This window comes from Clostridium sp. JS66 (assembly GCF_033561535.1).
GTDB classification, from domain to species: Bacteria; Bacillota; Clostridia; order Clostridiales; family Clostridiaceae; genus Clostridium_AM; species Clostridium_AM carboxidivorans.
On the sequence record NZ_CP131467.1, the window covers coordinates 2652443 to 2671411 of the forward strand.

Here is an 18969-nt window from a genome sequence, read left to right on the forward strand (position 1 = left end):
AAATATAAATTTAGAGAACTTTAAAATTTTAAATTGATTTTTATATATTGATTAGTTTCTGTTTTTTTATGTTAAATATTCTAAATAGGCTTATAAAAAAAGTAGATAGGAGTGACATTCTTTTAAAGATGGACTTTTTAAGAAAATGTTTAAGTACATTACTATTTATGAATATGTATGGATGATATAAAGAAAATTCAAATTTACTGTAAATAAAAAATTATATGTAATCCCAAATATGTGTTGACTCTCCTGTTACAGGAGAATATATACTTATTACATGAATGAAAAAATAACTAGTAATTATGCTAGTTATTTTATTTTAAATGTCCAAAAGATACATTAAGAAAGAGGGATTATTTTATGCATATTCATTTAAAAGGACTTAGACAAAATAATTTGAAAAATATATCTATAAGTATTCCTAAGGAAAGGATTGTGGTATTTACAGGTGTTTCGGGATCAGGAAAATCAAGCATTGTATTTGACACAATTGCAGCAGAATCTCAAAGACAGATGAAGGAAACTTATCCAGCATTTATAAGAGGCAGACTACCTAAATATGAAAAACCTCATGCAGATTATATAGATAACCTTACAGCATCAGTTATTCTAGATCAAACAAGGCTTGGTGGAAATGCACGTTCAACAGTTGGAACAATTTCAGATTTATATGCAAGCTTACGATTGTTGTTTTCAAGAATAGGAATACCAAAGGTTGGAACTGCATCATATTTTTCTTTTAATGATCCCAAGGGTATGTGTAAAAAGTGTGCGGGAATTGGTAAAGTTACTGTAATTGATATGGAAGCCATGCTAGATAAGAGCAAGTCATGGATGGAGGGCTGTGTAAAGGATTCTTTGTATGCACCTGGAAGCTGGTATTGGAAGAAGTACAAAGAGTCAGGAATATTTGATATGAAAAAGCCTCTTAATGAATACTCCAGTGAGGAATATAATCTTCTAATATATGGTTCAAGAGATGGAAAGGGTGAACAGGAATATCCAAAAATTGAGGGACTATTTAATCACTATACTCGTTTATATTTAAAAAGAGATACCAGCAATATGAGTAAACATACAAAAAAGAAGTCAGAAAACCTTATAAAAGAAGAACTATGTCCAGTCTGTAGGGGAAAACGACTTAATGAAGAAGTGTTAAATTGTAAAATAAAAGGATATTCCATTGCAGATATGTGTGAAATGGAATTTATAGAACTTTTAAGAGTACTTAAAACTGTTGATGATAAAAGAACGGCTACAATAGTACAATCTATATGTAGTGGTTTGAAAAGAATGATAGATATAGGATTACCTTATCTTCATTTAAATAGAGAATCTTCTACCTTATCAGGGGGTGAAGCTCAACGTGTTAAGTTAGTTAGATATATGGGAAGTAGTCTTACAGGAATGACATATATATTTGATGAACCAAGTACAGGACTTCATCCAAGGGATGTAAATAGAATGAATCAGCTGCTAATAAAATTGAGAGATAAGGGAAACACAGTGCTTGTGGTGGAACATGACAAAGATGTAATTTCTATTGGAGACGAAATAATTGATGTAGGTCCATGTGCGGGAAAAGAAGGTGGAAATATTGTATTTCAAGGAAGTTATAAAGAATTATTGCAGGCAGATACGTTGACTTCAAAAGCCATGAAAATAAATGTACCCCTTAAGGAAAAAGTTAGGAAGGTGCAGGGATATTTTCCTATTGAAAATGCAAAATTGCACAATCTTAAAAATATAAATGTTAATATTCCAAAGAATGTAATGACTGTGGTAACAGGTGTGGCAGGTTCTGGGAAAAGCACTTTAATATCTCAAGTATTTGCTGAAATATATAAGGAAGATGTGATAAAAGTAGATCAAGGACCAATAACAGCTACAAACCGTTCTACGCCAGCTACATTTTTAGGTTTCTTTGATGAAATTCGAAAGCTATTTGCAAGTGAAAATGGAGTAGATGAAGGGTTATTTAGTTTCAATTCAAAGGGTGCATGTCCAGTTTGCAAAGGGAAAGGTGTTATTGTAACTGAGTTAGTATTTATGGATCCTGTTATAACAGAATGTGAAGCATGCAGTGGGAGCAGATATGGTGAGGAAGCTTTATCTTACAGATACAAGGAAAAGAATATAGTAGAGGTACTATCTATGACAGTGGAGGAAGCACTAATATTTTTTGAAGATAAAAAGATAAGAAAGACTTTACAGGCAATGAAAGAAGTAGGATTATCATATATGACATTAGGGCAGCCACTTCAAACATTATCTGGTGGTGAAAGGCAGCGCATGAAGCTGGCAAAATATATAAATAAGAAAGGGAACATTTATATACTAGATGAACCAACTACAGGTTTGCACATTTCGGACATTAATAAACTGCTGCAGCTTTTTGAAAAAATGGTTGATAGGGGAAATACAGTTATTATCATTGAACATAATCTTGAAGTGATGAAACAAGCTGATTGGATTATTGATATAGGACCAGATGGTGGCAAAAATGGTGGCCAGGTAGTATTTGAAGGAACTCCAAAGGAGATGTTAGAGAAAAGTAATACAATTACTGCTAAGTGTTTAAGAAAAGAAGTAGCTGGTTAAAAATAAGCAGATTTGAATTTTATTCAAATCTGCTATGTTTCTTAATAGGTTAATTACCTGTAGTTCCAGTTGATCCTCCACTAGGTGTTTTTGGGTCTGTGTTCCCAGTTGATCCTCCAGTTGAGGTTTTTGAACCTGTATTTCCACTTGAATCACCAGTAGATGCCTTTGAATCTGCATTTTTGGTTGTTCCTTCAGTAGATGCTTTTGAATCTGTGTTTTTACTTGTCCCTTCTGTAGATGCCTTCGAACCTGTATTTCCGCTTGAATCACCAGTAGATGCCTTTAAATCTGCACTTTTAGTTGACTCATTATTAGCTGCTTTTGAATTTTCATTTGATTTTTCATTAGATGTTTTTGAGCCTGTATTTCCAGTTGATCTTCCATTAGATGTTTTTGAACTTGGATTTTTAGTTGATCCTCCAGATGAATTTTTAGCATCGGTGGATTGAGAAGGAACTATAGTTTTTTCATTAGAACTTGCTGTATTATTAGGTGTTCCTTTAAAATAAGATTTAGCTAAAACTCCAACAAATACAAGTAAAGCAAGAGAAACAACGACTATTATTCCCTTTTTTATTTTACTAGTTTTTTCATTTTTATAAGGTGTTTTCCTATTTCCTCTATTTAAGTTTCTCTCATCAATTAATGGTCTATCCATAACCATTGTAAAGTCATTTTTTTCATTAGGAGTCATTGGCTCAGTTTTTTTCGACGTATTAGACATTGAATTACTTATATTTTTAGGTATACTAAGCAACGTATATAATAATCCATTTTGTTTTAAAGACTCTATCTGTTTAAAGTTTTCTGGTGACCTGAGTATAATAGCAGGCTTATTCATTTTATATTCATTATCAGAATATACTGTAACCGAAAATTTATCATCCTTACTTAAAAAAGGAATATTGATATCCAAAGTGTTATTATTTATTGAAGAATCAAATTTTAAACCCTTTGTTATTTTTGCATTTGTAAATCTTAAATTAGCTTGAGAACTTTGTATATATAATGTTAAATCATGAATTGTCTTATTTGATACATTACTAACATTAACAACATATGCACAAAGTTTTTTATTATTAATTCTTACAGGCATAGAACTTTTTATAGCACACAATATTCTAGGCGCTAAGTTTTTATAATACTCTAACAGTAAACCAGATATAAATGATATTATTATAGTTATAATTGCAGTCTTTATAATGTTTGCCATATTAATTTTCGCTTCCTTACTTTTTAATTACCTACTAAATTATAAAGTAGATATATATTTGTGTCAAACTTAAAAATTACTTATAATATGTCTAAAAATTTGTATATATCACAAATAAAAATCTTATAGCTAAGATTTAAAATCAATACATATATTTTTTAAGTTCTTAATACAGTATATATGTATTGAGATAAAAATAGAAGTTAAAGAAGCTGTTGCTTAATTTATATAATAGAGTTCCTAATATGTTTTTTTACCAATTCTTTTATCATTTGCATTGTTTCAGGTATATTTATTGTTTGAGGGCATTTTTTTATACATGACATATCTGTACACTTTTTACATAGTTCAGCACTTTCCTGTATATTGAGATCAAGTTTTCTAAGAGCCCAATAATCCTTACCAAGAAAATAGTAATTATACTGCCTAAAAATTATATGTATTTTAGTGCCATATATGCATCTGCATTTTTGACATCTGTCACATGGAATTGGAACAAAATTCTTTTCAAGCACTGATATTACTTGTGAAAAAGTAGGACAATTATAATCTTCAGGTTCTTTTAGCATTACTGCATCGACTTGTTCATCAGTTCCTATACCTATTAATGCACTTGATATAGGATATGAAAGAACACCAGACAAAAGAGTTTTAATAGGGAAGAAGGCTGGAAGTATTCCTGCTGCGTATACTTTATTTAAAATGAATCCTTTTTGTTTAAATAAAGGTTCTAATGCTATTCTATCAAGCATGCCTCTTTCAAGAATGTTTCCACTACCTTGAAGCACATCTACTCTCTTGTCTTTTGCACCTCTTAACAGTATGTCATAATAGTGAGTAGCAACTCCTGTAAATTTAATTTTACCTTCTGACTTAAGTTCATTTAATGCATCGATAGCACCATATTTTCCAAAGGTAATATCCTCATTTTCTTCATCTACCTGATGTACAAAATAAATATCTACAAAGGTACCAAGATTTTTGCAGGACTCATGAACTGCATTATACATTTCATCTCCGTTGAAAAATCTAGATTTGTCTGATATAATAATTTTTTCTCTTCCTACTAAAGCTGCAAATTTGCCTAGTTTTATTTCTGCATCTCCATATTCAGGAACTATGGCAGTATCAAAAAGGTTACAACCAAGTGTAAAGGCATAGTTCATTATGTTTATGGCAGTTTTTTCATCAGGGCTAAAATAGTCAGGTAGTACAGGAACATTTCCACTGAGTATAGGAATTGTTCCAAAACCTATTTCGGATACCTTAAGTCCAGTACCACCTAAAATTCTGTACCTCATGATTCCCTAAAACTGAAGGTATCATCCTTCACTGAAACATGTTCTGGAAGATGTTCAATATCTATTTTTGAGCACCAGGCAAAGGCTCTTGAATCTATTGTTTCAAGGTTTTCTGGAAAATTTATTTCTGTTAGTTCATAACAAAAAGCAAAAGCTTCTTTTCCTATATTTTTAAGAGTGGAAGGCAGGGAAACCTTTTTCAAATTTTTGCATCTGTAAAATGCCTTTTCTGGAATTTCAGTAATGCCTTCTGGTATCTGAATATTTTTTAATGAGGAATATTCAAAAGCCCTCATTCCTATATACTCAAGGTTATTAGAAAGTTCAATACTTTCTAATAGATAACAACCTGAAAATGCAAATTTTTCTATCCTTTTTATATTACCTGCATTTTTTACAGAAACAAGCCATTTACAGTTTTTAAAGGCACTTTTACCAATTGTGACAGTATCTTTGGTTAAGGTTATGTTTGTAAGTAAATTACTATCTTCAAATACATTATCATAGATATCAGTGATACCTTCTGGCAAAACCAGATTGTTGATATTTCCTGTACATTCCACAAGAACATTGTTTTCATCCGTTTTAAAGCAGTTTAAACAATCCATAAAAATTTGCTTTACATTTTGAGGAAGCATTTCATTTTCTCTATCCTGAATTTTTGTTAGTCTATATTCTTTTCCATCAGCTAAGGTTACTTTTTTTAAATTAATACAGTTCCTAAAAGCATATTCTTCTATAATTGTTTTTGAAGAAGAAAAGGTGATTTCTGTAAGATCATAACAATTAACAAAAGCCCAGCCAGAAACTATTTTTACACACTCAGGAATTATTACATTACCATGACAAGAAGAAGCATCAATTAATATGTTATTTACAATTATCATAGGTGTAATAGAATTTTGTTTTTCTAACCACATTGTATTATAAAAAGCTCTTTCACCAATATATTCTACATCTTCAGATATATGTACTTCTTTAAGATTCATTGCATCTTTAAAAACTTCACGTTCAATTCTTTTAATTCCTTTTGGAATATGTACTAAAGAGCCTTTATTTATATATCCAAATAGTGAAAGATTTTCATCTATATTAAAGCAGCTCATTGCGCTATTATATATGGATTTTACTATGTCTGGAATATTTCTTTTAAAAATCACTAAATACTCATCTGTAATATACTTTTTATTGCCAATGTATATTACATTAATAGCAGTACAACCTGAAAAAGCATAACTACCATATTTCAAGCCTTCACCTGATAAAATTATTTCTTTTAAGTTTCCACAATCTTCAAAAGCATGGGAAGCAGCATAAGTGTTTTGGTTTAAGTAAATGTTATTAAGAGAATTACAGCCAGAAAAGGCACTAATACCTATGAATTTTACATTGGAAAAATCAAAGTTTTCTAATGAAATACATTCATTAAAGCAATTATCACCTATATATTGAAGTCTACTGCATTCACAAGTTTTAAGAGCAGCACAGCCGCAAAAAGCTTCCTGCTTTAAAGATACTGTTTCTTGAAGTGTAACATCTTCTAAATTTGTACAGTAGGAAAAGGCTCCTTCTCCTATAATTTCAGCACAGCCACTGACTTTAGCAAGTGATATACACTTTTCAAAGGATTTTTTTTCAATAGATTTTATTGAAGGCAGAACAAGTTTCTTTATACTTTTACATCCACTAAATGCTCCACTGCCTATAATTTTGAGGCTTTCTGGAAGTGTTATACTGGTTATATTATCATTTCCTGAAAAAGCATAAGGAGAAATGCTGACTATTCCTTTGGGAACAATAACATCACCTGTACAGCATTTACCGTCTACCAAAGTATTTGATACTACGATAAGTGATGAATTAACCCTTAAGCTATCTAAAAAAGCAGTATTTCTAAAAGCATCTGCTTGTATGTCTGGGCAATTTAGCTGTATATTATCAAGCTTTTTACAACCATTAAAAGCATTTTTACCTATATGTACGGTGTTTGATGAAGGAACTTGTTTTATAGAACTGCACCCATAAAATGCATTATCTGATATATGCTTAATTTTGCTTTGTGATTTTACACTTTCTAATGACGTGCAATATGAAAAAACTCCTTCTTCTAGTACAGTTACACCGTTAGGAAGTATTACATCTTTAAGTGAAGTACATCCGCAAAAAGCTCTTGAACCAATTTGTACAAGAGAATTAGGGAAGTTTATAGAGGTAATTTTTGTATTGCCATAAAAAGCACCTCCAGCAATGGCAGTTATTCCATCAGGAAGTACAATATTTCCTGAAAGTTCACTTCCATCTATAAATATATTAGATGCTGCATTTTCCGTAAGTTCTTTTATATAAATGCTATCTTCAAAGGCATTTCTGCCAATGTACTCAATGGTGGAAGGAAGATTTACATATTTAAGAGAAATACATTTAAATGCAAATTTGTCACCAATATTCTTAACTCCTTCATCAAAAGTCAGTTTTCTAAGCTTGATGCATTCTGAAAAGACATCTGTTCCACATTCTTTTAAATCACAATTTATTGATGCTGATTTTACACCTGAGTATGTAAAAATGTTATTACCAAGCCTAACTAAGGATTTTGGAAGCGTTATTTCCTTTAAAGAAACACATTTATAAAAGGACATATCACCTATACTTGTGAGCTTTTCTGGTAAGTGCACATTTTTTAGGGAATTGCATCCGTAAAAAGCTAAACTAGCTATTTCTTTAATATTGCTTCCAAATATCACTTCATTTAAATTTTTACATCTATTAAATACTGAGTTTTCTATCTTATTAAGTGATTGTGGCAATTTTACACGTATAAGCTTTACACAGTTTTCAAAGGTTGATTGACCAATATACTCCAGACCTTCTGGAAGTGTAATAGTTTGTAAAAGAACGCAATCAACAAAAGCTTCCTCATGAATTTCTTTTATAGAAGCTGGTAAAATAATTTTGCCAATTATCTCATTACCTGCAAAGGCTTTTTCACCAATTACAGTAATACCTTCAGGTACTACTACTCTTTCTTCCTTTCCTCTATATTGCATTAAGGTTGTTCCACTAATAAAAAAGTTATTCAGCATTTGAGAATGAATTGTATGTATTATCTCAGGAAGATTTTCATTATATTTATCTGGAAGCCCTTTAAGTTCATAGGTGTTTCCATCAGATAATGTGATATATTTTAATGTTGTACAGTTTTTGAAGGCATCTGCATTTATATTTACATCTTCACTAGCAAATTCTACTCTTTCTAAATTGATACAATTTCTAAAGGCTTTACTTCCAATATCCTTTAATGTTTTAGGCAGTTTAACAGACACTATACCTTTTTTATCAAAAAAACAACTTTTAGAAATAGCAGTTATTCCATTAGGGATTTCTACATCTTTAACATTTATAAGAAATCTTAAGAGCATACCATCTTCAATTTTCATCATTCTATATATATCAGTTGCAATTGCTTTAATTACTGGATGTATATTAGAATGTGAAGATATAATATCAATGACACTTTCAACATTATAAACAGTTCCATCTGATAAGGTTATTTTTGAAATTTTACTGCAGCCTGTAAATACATCGCAAATGCAGGACAAGTTTAAGTCATTTGAAACTTCTATTTCTCTTAAATTTGTGTCATTTGAAAAAACTTGCTTGCCAAGTTTTGTTACTCCAGACATAGAAACTTGTTCAAGGTTATCACAATATAAAAATGCACAGCTTTCAAGATCTCTAACTGTAAAAGGCAATTTAACACTATGTAGTGAATGACATCTATGAAAAGCATATTCTCCTATATGGGTAAGCTTTGAAGGAAAGTTGATTTTTTTTAATTTTCTACATCCTTTAAAAGCATCGTCCATAATGTCTGTTATAGTTTCAGGAAGAATAACCTGTTCAATAGATACACATCCTTTAAAGGCACCTTTGCCTATTATCTTCACTCCATTTGGAACTTCAACTAAGGTTTCTCTAAGTGTATATGCTTCTAAAACTCCATTTTGAATAATAAATTTATCTTCCATTAATCTTTCTCTCTCTCTTTGTAAAAAATTTCCTCTAGAATATCTCTAAGTTCTAGTATATTACCAGATTTGTATAGTTCTGTTTTATATTTATTGTTTCCTTTTTTTCCTCTCATTAAGAAAGAAGCAAGTTTTTTGATATAAGAAATTGTAAATGTCTCATCATAGTATTTGGTTGTCAAATCAATTTGTTCAAATATTATGGTGTGCTTATCCTTTTTAATTTTTTTATGTGTAAGTTCACTGAATATAAATGGATTTTCAATGGCATATCTTGCAATCATAACACCATCTGCTCCTGTAAGATCCATCATTTTATCAGCATCTTCCTTTGAAAAAATACCACCATTTGCAATCACAGGTATTCTAACCACCGATTTTGCTTGTTCTATTTGGTCAAAATAGGGAGTACCATTATACATCATATTTCTGGTTCTGCCATGTACAGTAATCATATCTGCTCCTGAAGCTTCACACATTTTTGCAAATTCTGCTGCAATCATTTCATCTTCCTTAATTCCTACGCGAAATTTAACAGTAATTACTTTTCCGCTTTTTTTACAACCTTTAATGATAGAAGATGCTCTTTTTAGATCTCCAAGCAGTGCGCTGCCTTGACCACTTTTAAATACATTTGGCACTGGACATCCCATATTGATGTCTATTATATCAAATTTTGAAAAGTAACCACTTCTTGCCATTTTCTCCATTATCCTTGGGTCAGAACCTATTAACTGGGCAGCTTTTATTTTTTCGCCTGGTGTTGTAAAAAGTAGTTTTTGTGTTGCTTTATCCTTATATTTAAGTGCATTGCAGTTTACCATTTCTGTATAACAGAGTCCTGCGCCTAGTTCGCTGCACAAAATCCTAAAAGGATAGCAGGTATATCCAGCAAGTGGCGCTAGAAGAACATTGCAGGGTATAATTATGTTTCCAATTCTTAATTCTTTTATTTCCAAGTGATACTATCTCCCTTATGAATATATTTACTTATTTATTTTTTATATAAATGTTAATACTTATACTTTCATAAAACAATCACATTAACAAAATTTTTTCGTTAGCTATATTTATATACTTTCACTAAATTGAGAAAAATGCAAATCATAATTAGAGTAAATAACATTTTATTATAAATTCTTAAGGGGGTAATATTGTTAATAATTTTTAATTATTATTTATAAATTTTAATTTTAATCTTCTTTTTATTTAATAAAGTTTTTTTACAATTAGATTATATTAAAGAAACTGAAAGGGGATTTAAAAATGAAAAAAACAATAATATCTGTATTAACCGCCTCATTAATATTAGGAACTTCTACAATTACATTGGCAGCAGATAATACAAGTGTTTCAAGTACAAACAATTCTACATCAGTTACGCAAACTGCAGGACAAACTTCAGCTAAAAAGCAATTTTATTCCACAGTTTATAAGGATAAGATGGCAGCTATAACAGATTTGAGAACTCAAACTAAAAATGCATTAGATTCAAATAAAGCTGTATCAGATAAAATAAAAAGTGCAATGAAATCAATGAGTACTTCTAGTGACTTACAAACACAAGTTAAATCAGGAAAGGAAAAATTGAAAAATGATTCAGCTGAGCTTAAAACTTTAGTTCAACAAAGAAATACTTTGCGTAGTCAGTTAGAAACTGCTAAAAAAGCTAAAGATACATCCACTATAAGTAGTTTACAATCACAAATAAAATCATTAAGCTCACAAATAGAGACTGCAAAACAACAGTATCAGACAGATAAATCAGCAGTACAGCCTTTAACAACACAATTAAAGACTGCTAATGATGCAAGAAAACAAAAACTTCAACAATTACAGCCTTTAATACAACAGAATAAAGATTTGCATCAAAAAATAGCTCAAGAAGAAGCAGCTAAGAATAAATTATGGGAATCATATAAGGAACAGGTAAAATCAGGAGATTTTACTTCAGCAGGAAATACTCTTCAAAGCATTATAGATGCCAAAACTCAAATTCTTAATGACATAAAGACCAAAGGAGATACATTGAATCAATTGCTTAGCAGCATAAATTCTTTAAATGGATCTCAACAATAAATAGTATTTGATATCAGCCTCGGTGGGAATAAGGGGATAAATGTATTAATAATATATTTATTCCCTCATTTTTTTATAATAACTTTTTTATGATATTAAGTCCTTTTAGAATTTAGGTATTTTTTTCTGAAATCTAATGATATAATTTTAAATTAAGGAATAATGCTAAACATTAATTTATGTATCTATAATAAAAGGAGTGCTTAATATGAATAAAGGAAAAATTCTTATAGTAGATGATGATAAAGATATTGTAAATTTAATAAGTGATATTTTAGAAGATGAGCTGTATCAAGTGGACAAGGCTTATAGTGGCCAGGAAGCTATAAACAAGGTAGAAAAGGAAAGTTTTGATTTAATTATTTTGGATATAATGCTTCCAGATATTGATGGTATAGATGTATGCAGAAAAATAAGAGATAACTTCTTAGGAACAATAATATTTTTAACTGCTAAGAATAGAGGCGTAGATAAAATAGTAGGACTTGAAATTGGAGCGGATGATTATATAACTAAGCCATTTGATGATGGTGAACTATGTGCAAGAGTAAAGGCACATTTAAGAAAGCAAAAAAGGTTAAGCAGCTTGAACTTAAAAAATGATGAAACAATTAGGTACAAATCCATAGAAATAAATAAAAATTCCTTTGAAGTTTTTGTAGATAGACAAAGAATAATTTTGTCTACAAAGGAATTTCAAGTACTTTACTATATGATTGAAAATCATAATATAGTTTTAACTAGAGAACAGATATATAATAATGTGTGGGGAAACGGAGATTTTGGTGACATAAATACTGTCACTGTACATATTAAAAAGTTAAGGGAAAAGATACCTGGCTGTGATAGATTTATAAAAACCGTATGGGGAATTGGCTACAAGTTTATAGGAGAAAGGCTATAATGTAATATTTTTTTATTTAAAAGGATGGGCGTTAAAATGAAAAATATATATCAAAAAATAGCTTTATTGTTAGCCTTTGGATTCTTTATTCAGCTTATAAGTTTTGCAATTTTTTATAGACAAGTTGTTATAAATAGGGTAATTACAGAAATAAATTATCAAGAAAATAGAAGACAATCTATTTTACAGAAAGCTATTGATGATGTGCAAAAATATCGTAAAAAAACAGATAAATTGGAAAAGGTTATGGATGAAGCATCTAAAAAATATAATACTAATTTTGTAGTTAAGGATGTAGAGGAAAATACAATATATGCTTCTAAAAAACCTAAAAGATCAAGTACTAGCATAGAAAAAGAGGGATATTTAAAAATATCAGGAAAAGTAGAATATATTGTTTATGGATATTTTCCAGCTAAAATATATGATAGTGATATTGCTGTAAAAGGACAAAATATCAGAATCTTAATAGTTACAATTATATTAGTCATTTCTTTATTAGTTCTTTTTACAATATATAGAGTTATAGCTAATCCATTGAAGAAATTAAGTAAGTCTGTTAAGGGGATACAGTACGGAAACACTTTAGTTCAAATCCCTTATTATGGCAAGGACGAACTAGGTCTTTTGTGCAGAAACTTTGAAGATATGGGAAAGAGACTTAAAGCATCAGAAGATAACCAGCAAGAACTTATTCAAGCTATATCTCATGATGTAAAAACACCTTTGACTTCTATTATGGGATATTCAAAAAGACTTATGGAAGGTAAGGTTAAGGAAGAAAAACTAACAGACTATTATGAAATTATTTATAAAAAATCAACAGATTTAAAGCTGCTTTTAGAAGAATTAGAGGATTATTCTAACATAAATTCTTGCAGTAAATATAATAAAGAATTAATAAATTGTAATAAAATGTTTGAGAACTTAATGCTGGATTTAAAAACGGAATTACAGAACAAAAATGTTAAGTTTAATTATTCAAATTTAATAGATAAGAATTTACTTCTAAAATTTGATGTAAATAAAATGAGAAGAGTTTTTGTAAATTTAGTAGATAACTCAATTAAATATGCAGGTGAAGGATGTATTATTAATATAACAGGCACTAGTAATGAGAAGGTATTGAGATTTGAAGTTAAGGATAATGGAGAAGGAGTTAAAGAAGATTGTATAGACAAAATTTTTCATAAATTTTATAGAGTAGATTCTTCCAGGTCTAGAGAAAAAGGCGGAACTGGATTGGGACTTGCTATATGTAAAGACATTGTAGAAAATCATGAAGGTTTTATAAGAGCAGAAAATTTACCTGATAAAGGATTGTGCATACTGATTGAGTTTAAAGTGAAATGAGTAGTTAAGTGTAATTTATAATAAAAAATAGTTTTATTATCAGGATACTGTTATATAAGATTATTAAAAGGGCTGTGGTATTAAGTAATTTATATACAATAATATTGTTTTCTAAACAAAAACTCAAAACAATATACTGTATTATTTAAGCTTAGTTCCACAGCACCTTTTAAATTAAAGCCTCATTAGTGCATATATTTTTCTACTAATTCGTAACATCTAGATCTTGTTGTAGCTGCTAATGAACCAGTATACAATACTGATTCCATTGAGCCGCCTTTCATTTCTGATGCTGATTTTTCAGCTTTAGCATCTCTATTTGATATCCATTGAATTTCTTCGCTTTGCAAATTTTTCATATCGTTAGCTGATAGTTGCCCCTTCAGTACACCGTAAATTTCATTCAAAGCGGCGTCCCATTTCTTATATCTTTCATTAACAGAAGTTCGCATATCTGCTGTTGTTCCAGAAGCTTCTTTTTCATCTAAATATTTTAGAGAATTTTCAATGTTAGCTAATTTATTTTCATATTGTTGTTTTTGGCCTTGCGGCTGTATTGAATTTTTACTTTCTTCTGTTTTAGCTGATTCTGAATTAATTCTTTCTTTTAATTTGTTAACAGTAACTTTTTGAGATTCACTGAGATCGTTACTATTTAATTTTTGCATCAATGACTTTGCATCATCATACTTCTTTTCGTCAATTAAGGTAACCAACTGACCAATGATGCTATCCACATTATCTTTAGTACTTTTTTTATCTTCTACTTTAGTATTTGAATCATTAGCATTTCCTTTTGTTGATTCGCTGCTTTTACATCCTACTAGTCCTAGCGCTAATAACAAAGCTAAAATTCCTGCTATTTTTTTCATAGTTTCCATCCTCCTATAACAAAATAATGATTTGTAATAATATTTTGATTTTATGAAAGATCAATTTTTTAGTATTCATAAAATAAGCAATGAGGATTTTTTGCTTTTTAACGTTGAATTTAGCTACTAGTAATTATATCATAATTTTTTTCAGTGGTATCGTAAAAAATGTCGCAGAATTCAATTTAGAAATAGAGATAACAATTGGAGAAGTTTTTATTACCTTAAAAGAGTAGGAAAATAGTAAATATTATAGAAAATTCATTAAATTTCGACATAAATATATGCATATTGGTATAATAAAATAAATATTTTAGGAGTTTCTTAAAGTAGGAGGGATTTTATGAAGGTTGTAATTATAGGTGGAGTTGCTGCAGGTATGTCAGCTGCGTCTAAAATTAAGAGAATTGATAAAAGTGCTGAGATTGTAGTTTATGAAAAAGGTTTATATTTATCTTATGGTGCTTGTGGACTCCCTTATTATGTAGCAGGTATGAACGAAGACCATACTAAGATGATAGCAAGAACTAAGGAAGAATTTCAAAAATCAGGAATGAAAATAAATATTAAGCATGAAGTTATCAAGGTCATACCAGAAAATAAGGAAATTTTAGTTAAGGATTTAGAAGAGGAAAGAGTATTTACAGATTCCTATGACAAACTTATGATAGCTACAGGTACTGTACCAATAGTACCGCCATTAAAAGGTAGGGGTTTGAAAGGAGTTTATGTACTTAAAACTTTAGATGATGGATTAATATTAAAAAAAGCTGTGGAAGCTCCAGAAGTGAAAGATATAATAATTGTTGGAGGAGGATACATAGGTATAGAAGCAGCAGAAACATTATCCAGGAAGGGTAAAAATGTTAGAATTGTAGAATTGGCATCAAGAATAATACAACCTTTTGATGGTGAAATAACCGAAATGGCATCAGAGATTATGATGCAAGGCGGAATCAAACTTAATTTAAATGAAAAGGTTGAAGAAATAATTGGTTCTGAAAAGGTTATAGGAGTAAAAACAGACAAAGGAAGTTATGAAGCAAATATAGTTATACTAGCGATAGGGGTAAAACCAGCTACAGAATTTTTAAAAGATTCAGGGATTGCACTAGCTAAAAATGGTGCAGTTGTCATTGATAGAGAAATGAGAACAAATATTGATAGCATATATTCAGCAGGAGATTGTGCAGAAGTATATAACAAAGTAAAAGAAGAAAATTCCTTTATACCACTAGGAACTAATGCAAATAAATGTGGAAGATTAGCTGGAGAAAATATTACAGGTAAGCATAATAAATATGTAGGAACCCTTGGAAGTACAGCTATTAAAATTTTAGATTATGAGGTAGCAAAGACTGGCTTATCAGAAAGTGAAGCAAAAGCTTTAGCTATTAATTACAAAACTGTATTTGTTAAGGCAAGTGATCATCCAGGATACTACCCTGATTCAACACCTATTTGGATAAAACTTATATATGAGGAAAGAAGCAATAAAATTTTAGGGGCACAGTCCATAGGTAAAAAAGGAGTAGTGCTGAGAATAGATATGTTTGCAATAGCAATTCATAATAATATGACTACAATGGATTTAGGCATGACAGATTTATGTTATGCACCTCCTTTTTCAGGAGTATGGGATGCAGTTCATATAGCATGCAATGCAGCTAAATAGCAGCAATATAGAGCTTTTAATGGATAAATAGATACTTAAATTGAATTTATAAACACTTGATAATTGCTAGTGAATGGTTATTTTTGTCCACTACCAATTATCAAATGCTAATTATAATTAAATTGCTTTACATATTTGATAAAGTCATCAATAATAAGTGGTTTACTAAAATAATATCCTTGTAATTCATCACAACCTTCCTCCATTAGTCTGTTAGCTTGCTCTTTTGTTTCCACTCCTTCTGCAACTGTCTTTAGATTAAGAGTTTTTGCCATAGAAATAATATTTGAGGTTAAGTTCTTATGATTTGTACTTAGAATATCATCTATAAAGGACTTATCAATTTTTAAATAATCTACAGGTAAACGAGCTAAATAGCTGAGAGAAGAAAAGCCTGTACCAAAGTCATCTATTGAAATTTCAATTCCTAGTTTCTTTATTTCTAGTAAACTTTGTATTGCACTTTCAGTATCCTGTAATAAAAAACTTTCTGTTATTTCAATTACTAAATTAATGTTTTGAGAATCATTTTCCTTGAAAAGTTCTTTGATTTTTGAAACTAAGTTACCATTTTCAAATTGTTTTGATGAAATATTAATTGATAATTTAATATTAATGCCATTGTTTTTAAGTACTTTATCAATTCTAAAAATTTCTTCTAATATCCAGTTACCAATAGGTATTATCATTCTATTAGTTTCAGATACAGGGATGAACTTATCAGGTGTAAATATTTTACCATCTATTGTCTTCCATCGAATAAGTGCCTCAGCACCAATTATTTTAAATCCATTTTCAGTAAAAATAATTTGTGGCTGAAGATATAAATTGAATTCATTATTATCAAGAGCCTTATTAAGCTTTATTTGCATTTCAAGAATTTCATGGTTTCTTTTTTCAATTTCATCTGAAGAAAATGAATATTTTCCTTTCCCAGATTCCTTTGCATCATACATGGCTGCATCTGCTTTTCTCACTAAACCTTCAACAGTGGATTCATCATATGGTGCTAGTGCTATCCCTATACTTACTCCTAAAGTTATTTCGCGTCCAAGTATACTATAAGGAAGCAATATTTTTTCAATAATAGATTCTGCTGCAGCTTTTGCATCTTCATGTTTGTTCACATTTTCAAGAATTACAGTGAACTCATCTCCTCCTAATCTTGATACAGTATCAGACTTACTAATACTAGATTCAATTCGAGCTGCAACTTCTTTAAGAAGTAAATCTCCAGCTGCATGACCCAAGGAGTCATTGATAACTTTAAATCCATCTAAGTCCATAAAAAGTAAAGCTATTGCTCTTTTATTATTGTTTGCCCTTATGAGTGCACTTTCAAGTCTTTCATAAAATAAAGTTCTATTTGGTATTCCAGTTAATAAATCATAATAGGCGAGACTTTGAAGTTTGGCTTCTGTCTTTTTTATTTTACTGATATCTGTAGAAATAGCGATATAATTTTCTACCATACCACCTTGTTTCTTTAAACATGTTATTGACATCCATTCTGGATATACTTTACCATCCTTTTTTCTATTCCAAATTTCACCTTCCCAATAACCATTAGTAAGCAAATCATTCCACATATCCAAATAAAAGCTCTTATTATGATGATCAGATTTAAGTATTCTTGTTTTTTTGCCAATTAACTCTTCTTCTTTATATCCTGATATTCTTTCAAAAGAATTGTTTACTTTGGTAATATTTCCTGAACTATCTGTTATTAAGATGCCTTCCATTGCAGTACTAATTATTCTATCTGAAATTGATAATTCTTCATTTAATTGTTTAAGATTGTTGGTGTATTCTTGTATCTTTGTTACATCGTGAAACATGAATAATGTTCCAATTTGTGATTTGTTTGTATCCAAAATAGGAGATTTATACATTGTAAAATAAAAAGTTTTGCCATTAAGATTAAAGGAAAGCATGGATTCATTGCTTGAATCCTTTGATGTAGCAGTAAGTTTTATATCTGGTAAAAAATCTAATATTTTATGAATTTTTGTTCCTATAAAATTCATTTCTTGTTCAGTATTAATTTTTTTATTTTTATGTCTTAAAAATTTTATAAATTTAATGGCTGCTGGATTTATATCTACTATTTTGTTAGAAGAATCTACCACAATAATAAAGTCTTTAATATTTTCTATTAAAAGGTCTCTAGCAATTGGTACTACTATTGACTTAGGCATGTGGAATGATCCCCAGTATAATATAATCAAGGTTAATAGTACACAAATTGAAGTTATATCTATAAAAGTTGATTGAAATTTAGGGCTAATAAACAAAAAATTCATTGCAATGGATATAAGTGTGCCTATAAAAATGAATGTACTTTGCCTACGGTATAATTTTGAAGACTTTATTGTTATGTTCATAAGAATATAACATCCAATTAAAATACTTGAATATGAATAAATTATATGAATATAAAAACCCACGTCTGGAAAAAACGAAAATACTGGAATATCCTTAGCATAGGATATGCTAACGTGTGACATAAATTTATAAGGTATTTTGTTAGAGATCAATGATAATAAAGATAATATTGGTACAATAAAAATTGCTAGTGTGTAGTAAATGGTATTTTCATTTTTGCTAGCATATTCTCTTACCATTAAAAGGTAAAGCGGAGAAGCAAATATAATACTTATAAACTTTGCTTTCTGAAATAATATTGCAATTTCACTTATTCTAATATAATAACTAAGGATTTCCATGAAAATCCAGAAAGAAACAAGTATAGTACATTTGATTAATACTCCTCCAATATTAACATTTCGTACCCTATATAAAAAAACTAATAAAATTATAGAAAGTATAAAACTTAAATCGAATAAAACTTCATACATTATTGCACTCCCCTAAACTAATCCAATTACTGTTTATAAATTATTTGAAGTCATATTATGTATAATTTCAACATATTTG

At 29.6% G+C, this 18969-nt stretch carries 11 protein-coding genes; 5 read left to right on the plus strand and 6 right to left on the minus strand.

Annotation, left to right across the window (positions count from 1 at the left end):
- The first annotated feature begins 363 nt into the window (after positions 1 to 363).
- Positions 364 to 2604 (plus strand): excinuclease ABC subunit UvrA, encoded by a 2241-nt coding sequence (locus tag Q6H37_RS12450; protein WP_318742242.1) that lies wholly within the window; start codon positions 364 to 366, stop codon positions 2602 to 2604.
- A gap of 49 nt (positions 2605 to 2653) precedes the next feature.
- On the opposite strand, the gene Q6H37_RS12455 is transcribed toward Q6H37_RS12450, so the two are convergent.
- The 4 genes from Q6H37_RS12455 to Q6H37_RS12470 all read right to left on the minus strand — a co-directional run bounded on the left by Q6H37_RS12455 (position 2654) and on the right by Q6H37_RS12470 (position 10108).
- The gene (locus tag Q6H37_RS12455) at positions 2654 to 3820 is read right to left on the minus strand and encodes a hypothetical protein (protein WP_318742243.1); all 1167 of its coding nucleotides are present in this window, start codon (positions 3818 to 3820) and stop codon (positions 2654 to 2656) included.
- Positions 3821 to 4044: 224 nt separating this feature from the next.
- Entirely contained in the window at positions 4045 to 5121 is a 1077-nt protein-coding gene (locus Q6H37_RS12460) for an aldo/keto reductase (protein ID WP_318742244.1), read from the minus strand.
- Complete coding sequence (locus Q6H37_RS12465; protein WP_318742245.1) at positions 5118 to 9149, minus strand: leucine-rich repeat domain-containing protein; 4032 nt, start codon at positions 9147 to 9149, stop codon at positions 5118 to 5120. The genes Q6H37_RS12460 and Q6H37_RS12465 overlap by 4 nt, the downstream gene beginning before the upstream one ends.
- Positions 9149 to 10108: a tRNA-dihydrouridine synthase family protein gene (locus Q6H37_RS12470; RefSeq protein ID WP_318742246.1), complete on the minus strand. Its 960-nt coding sequence runs from the start codon at positions 10106 to 10108 to the stop codon at positions 9149 to 9151. The genes Q6H37_RS12465 and Q6H37_RS12470 overlap by 1 nt, the downstream gene beginning before the upstream one ends.
- A gap of 307 nt (positions 10109 to 10415) precedes the next feature.
- Between Q6H37_RS12470 and Q6H37_RS12475 the strand changes: the two genes are divergently transcribed.
- From Q6H37_RS12475 to Q6H37_RS12485, 3 genes are all read left to right on the plus strand, one after another.
- Entirely contained in the window at positions 10416 to 11228 is an 813-nt protein-coding gene (locus tag Q6H37_RS12475; protein ID WP_318742247.1) for a hypothetical protein, read from the plus strand.
- A gap of 208 nt (positions 11229 to 11436) precedes the next feature.
- Positions 11437 to 12132, plus strand: coding sequence for a response regulator transcription factor (locus Q6H37_RS12480; RefSeq protein WP_318742248.1), 696 nt, complete (start codon positions 11437 to 11439; stop codon positions 12130 to 12132).
- A 36-nt stretch (positions 12133 to 12168) separates the two neighbouring features.
- The gene (locus Q6H37_RS12485) at positions 12169 to 13485 is read left to right on the plus strand and encodes a HAMP domain-containing sensor histidine kinase (RefSeq protein WP_318742249.1); all 1317 of its coding nucleotides are present in this window, start codon (positions 12169 to 12171) and stop codon (positions 13483 to 13485) included.
- Positions 13486 to 13670: 185 nt separating this feature from the next.
- Here Q6H37_RS12485 and Q6H37_RS12490 read toward each other — a convergent pair whose 3' ends face one another.
- On the minus strand, positions 13671 to 14366 hold the full coding sequence (locus Q6H37_RS12490) for a lysozyme inhibitor LprI family protein (RefSeq protein WP_318742250.1): 696 nt from the start codon (positions 14364 to 14366) through the stop codon (positions 13671 to 13673).
- 334 nt (positions 14367 to 14700) lie between these two features.
- Here Q6H37_RS12490 and Q6H37_RS12495 point away from each other — a divergent pair, with 334 nt between their 5' ends.
- Positions 14701 to 16032 (plus strand): CoA-disulfide reductase, encoded by a 1332-nt coding sequence (locus Q6H37_RS12495; protein WP_318742251.1) that lies wholly within the window; start codon positions 14701 to 14703, stop codon positions 16030 to 16032.
- Positions 16033 to 16139: 107 nt separating this feature from the next.
- On the opposite strand, the gene Q6H37_RS12500 is transcribed toward Q6H37_RS12495, so the two are convergent.
- Positions 16140 to 18890, minus strand: coding sequence for an EAL domain-containing protein (locus Q6H37_RS12500; protein WP_318742252.1), 2751 nt, complete (start codon positions 18888 to 18890; stop codon positions 16140 to 16142).
- Between the last annotated feature and the right edge of the window lie 79 nt (positions 18891 to 18969).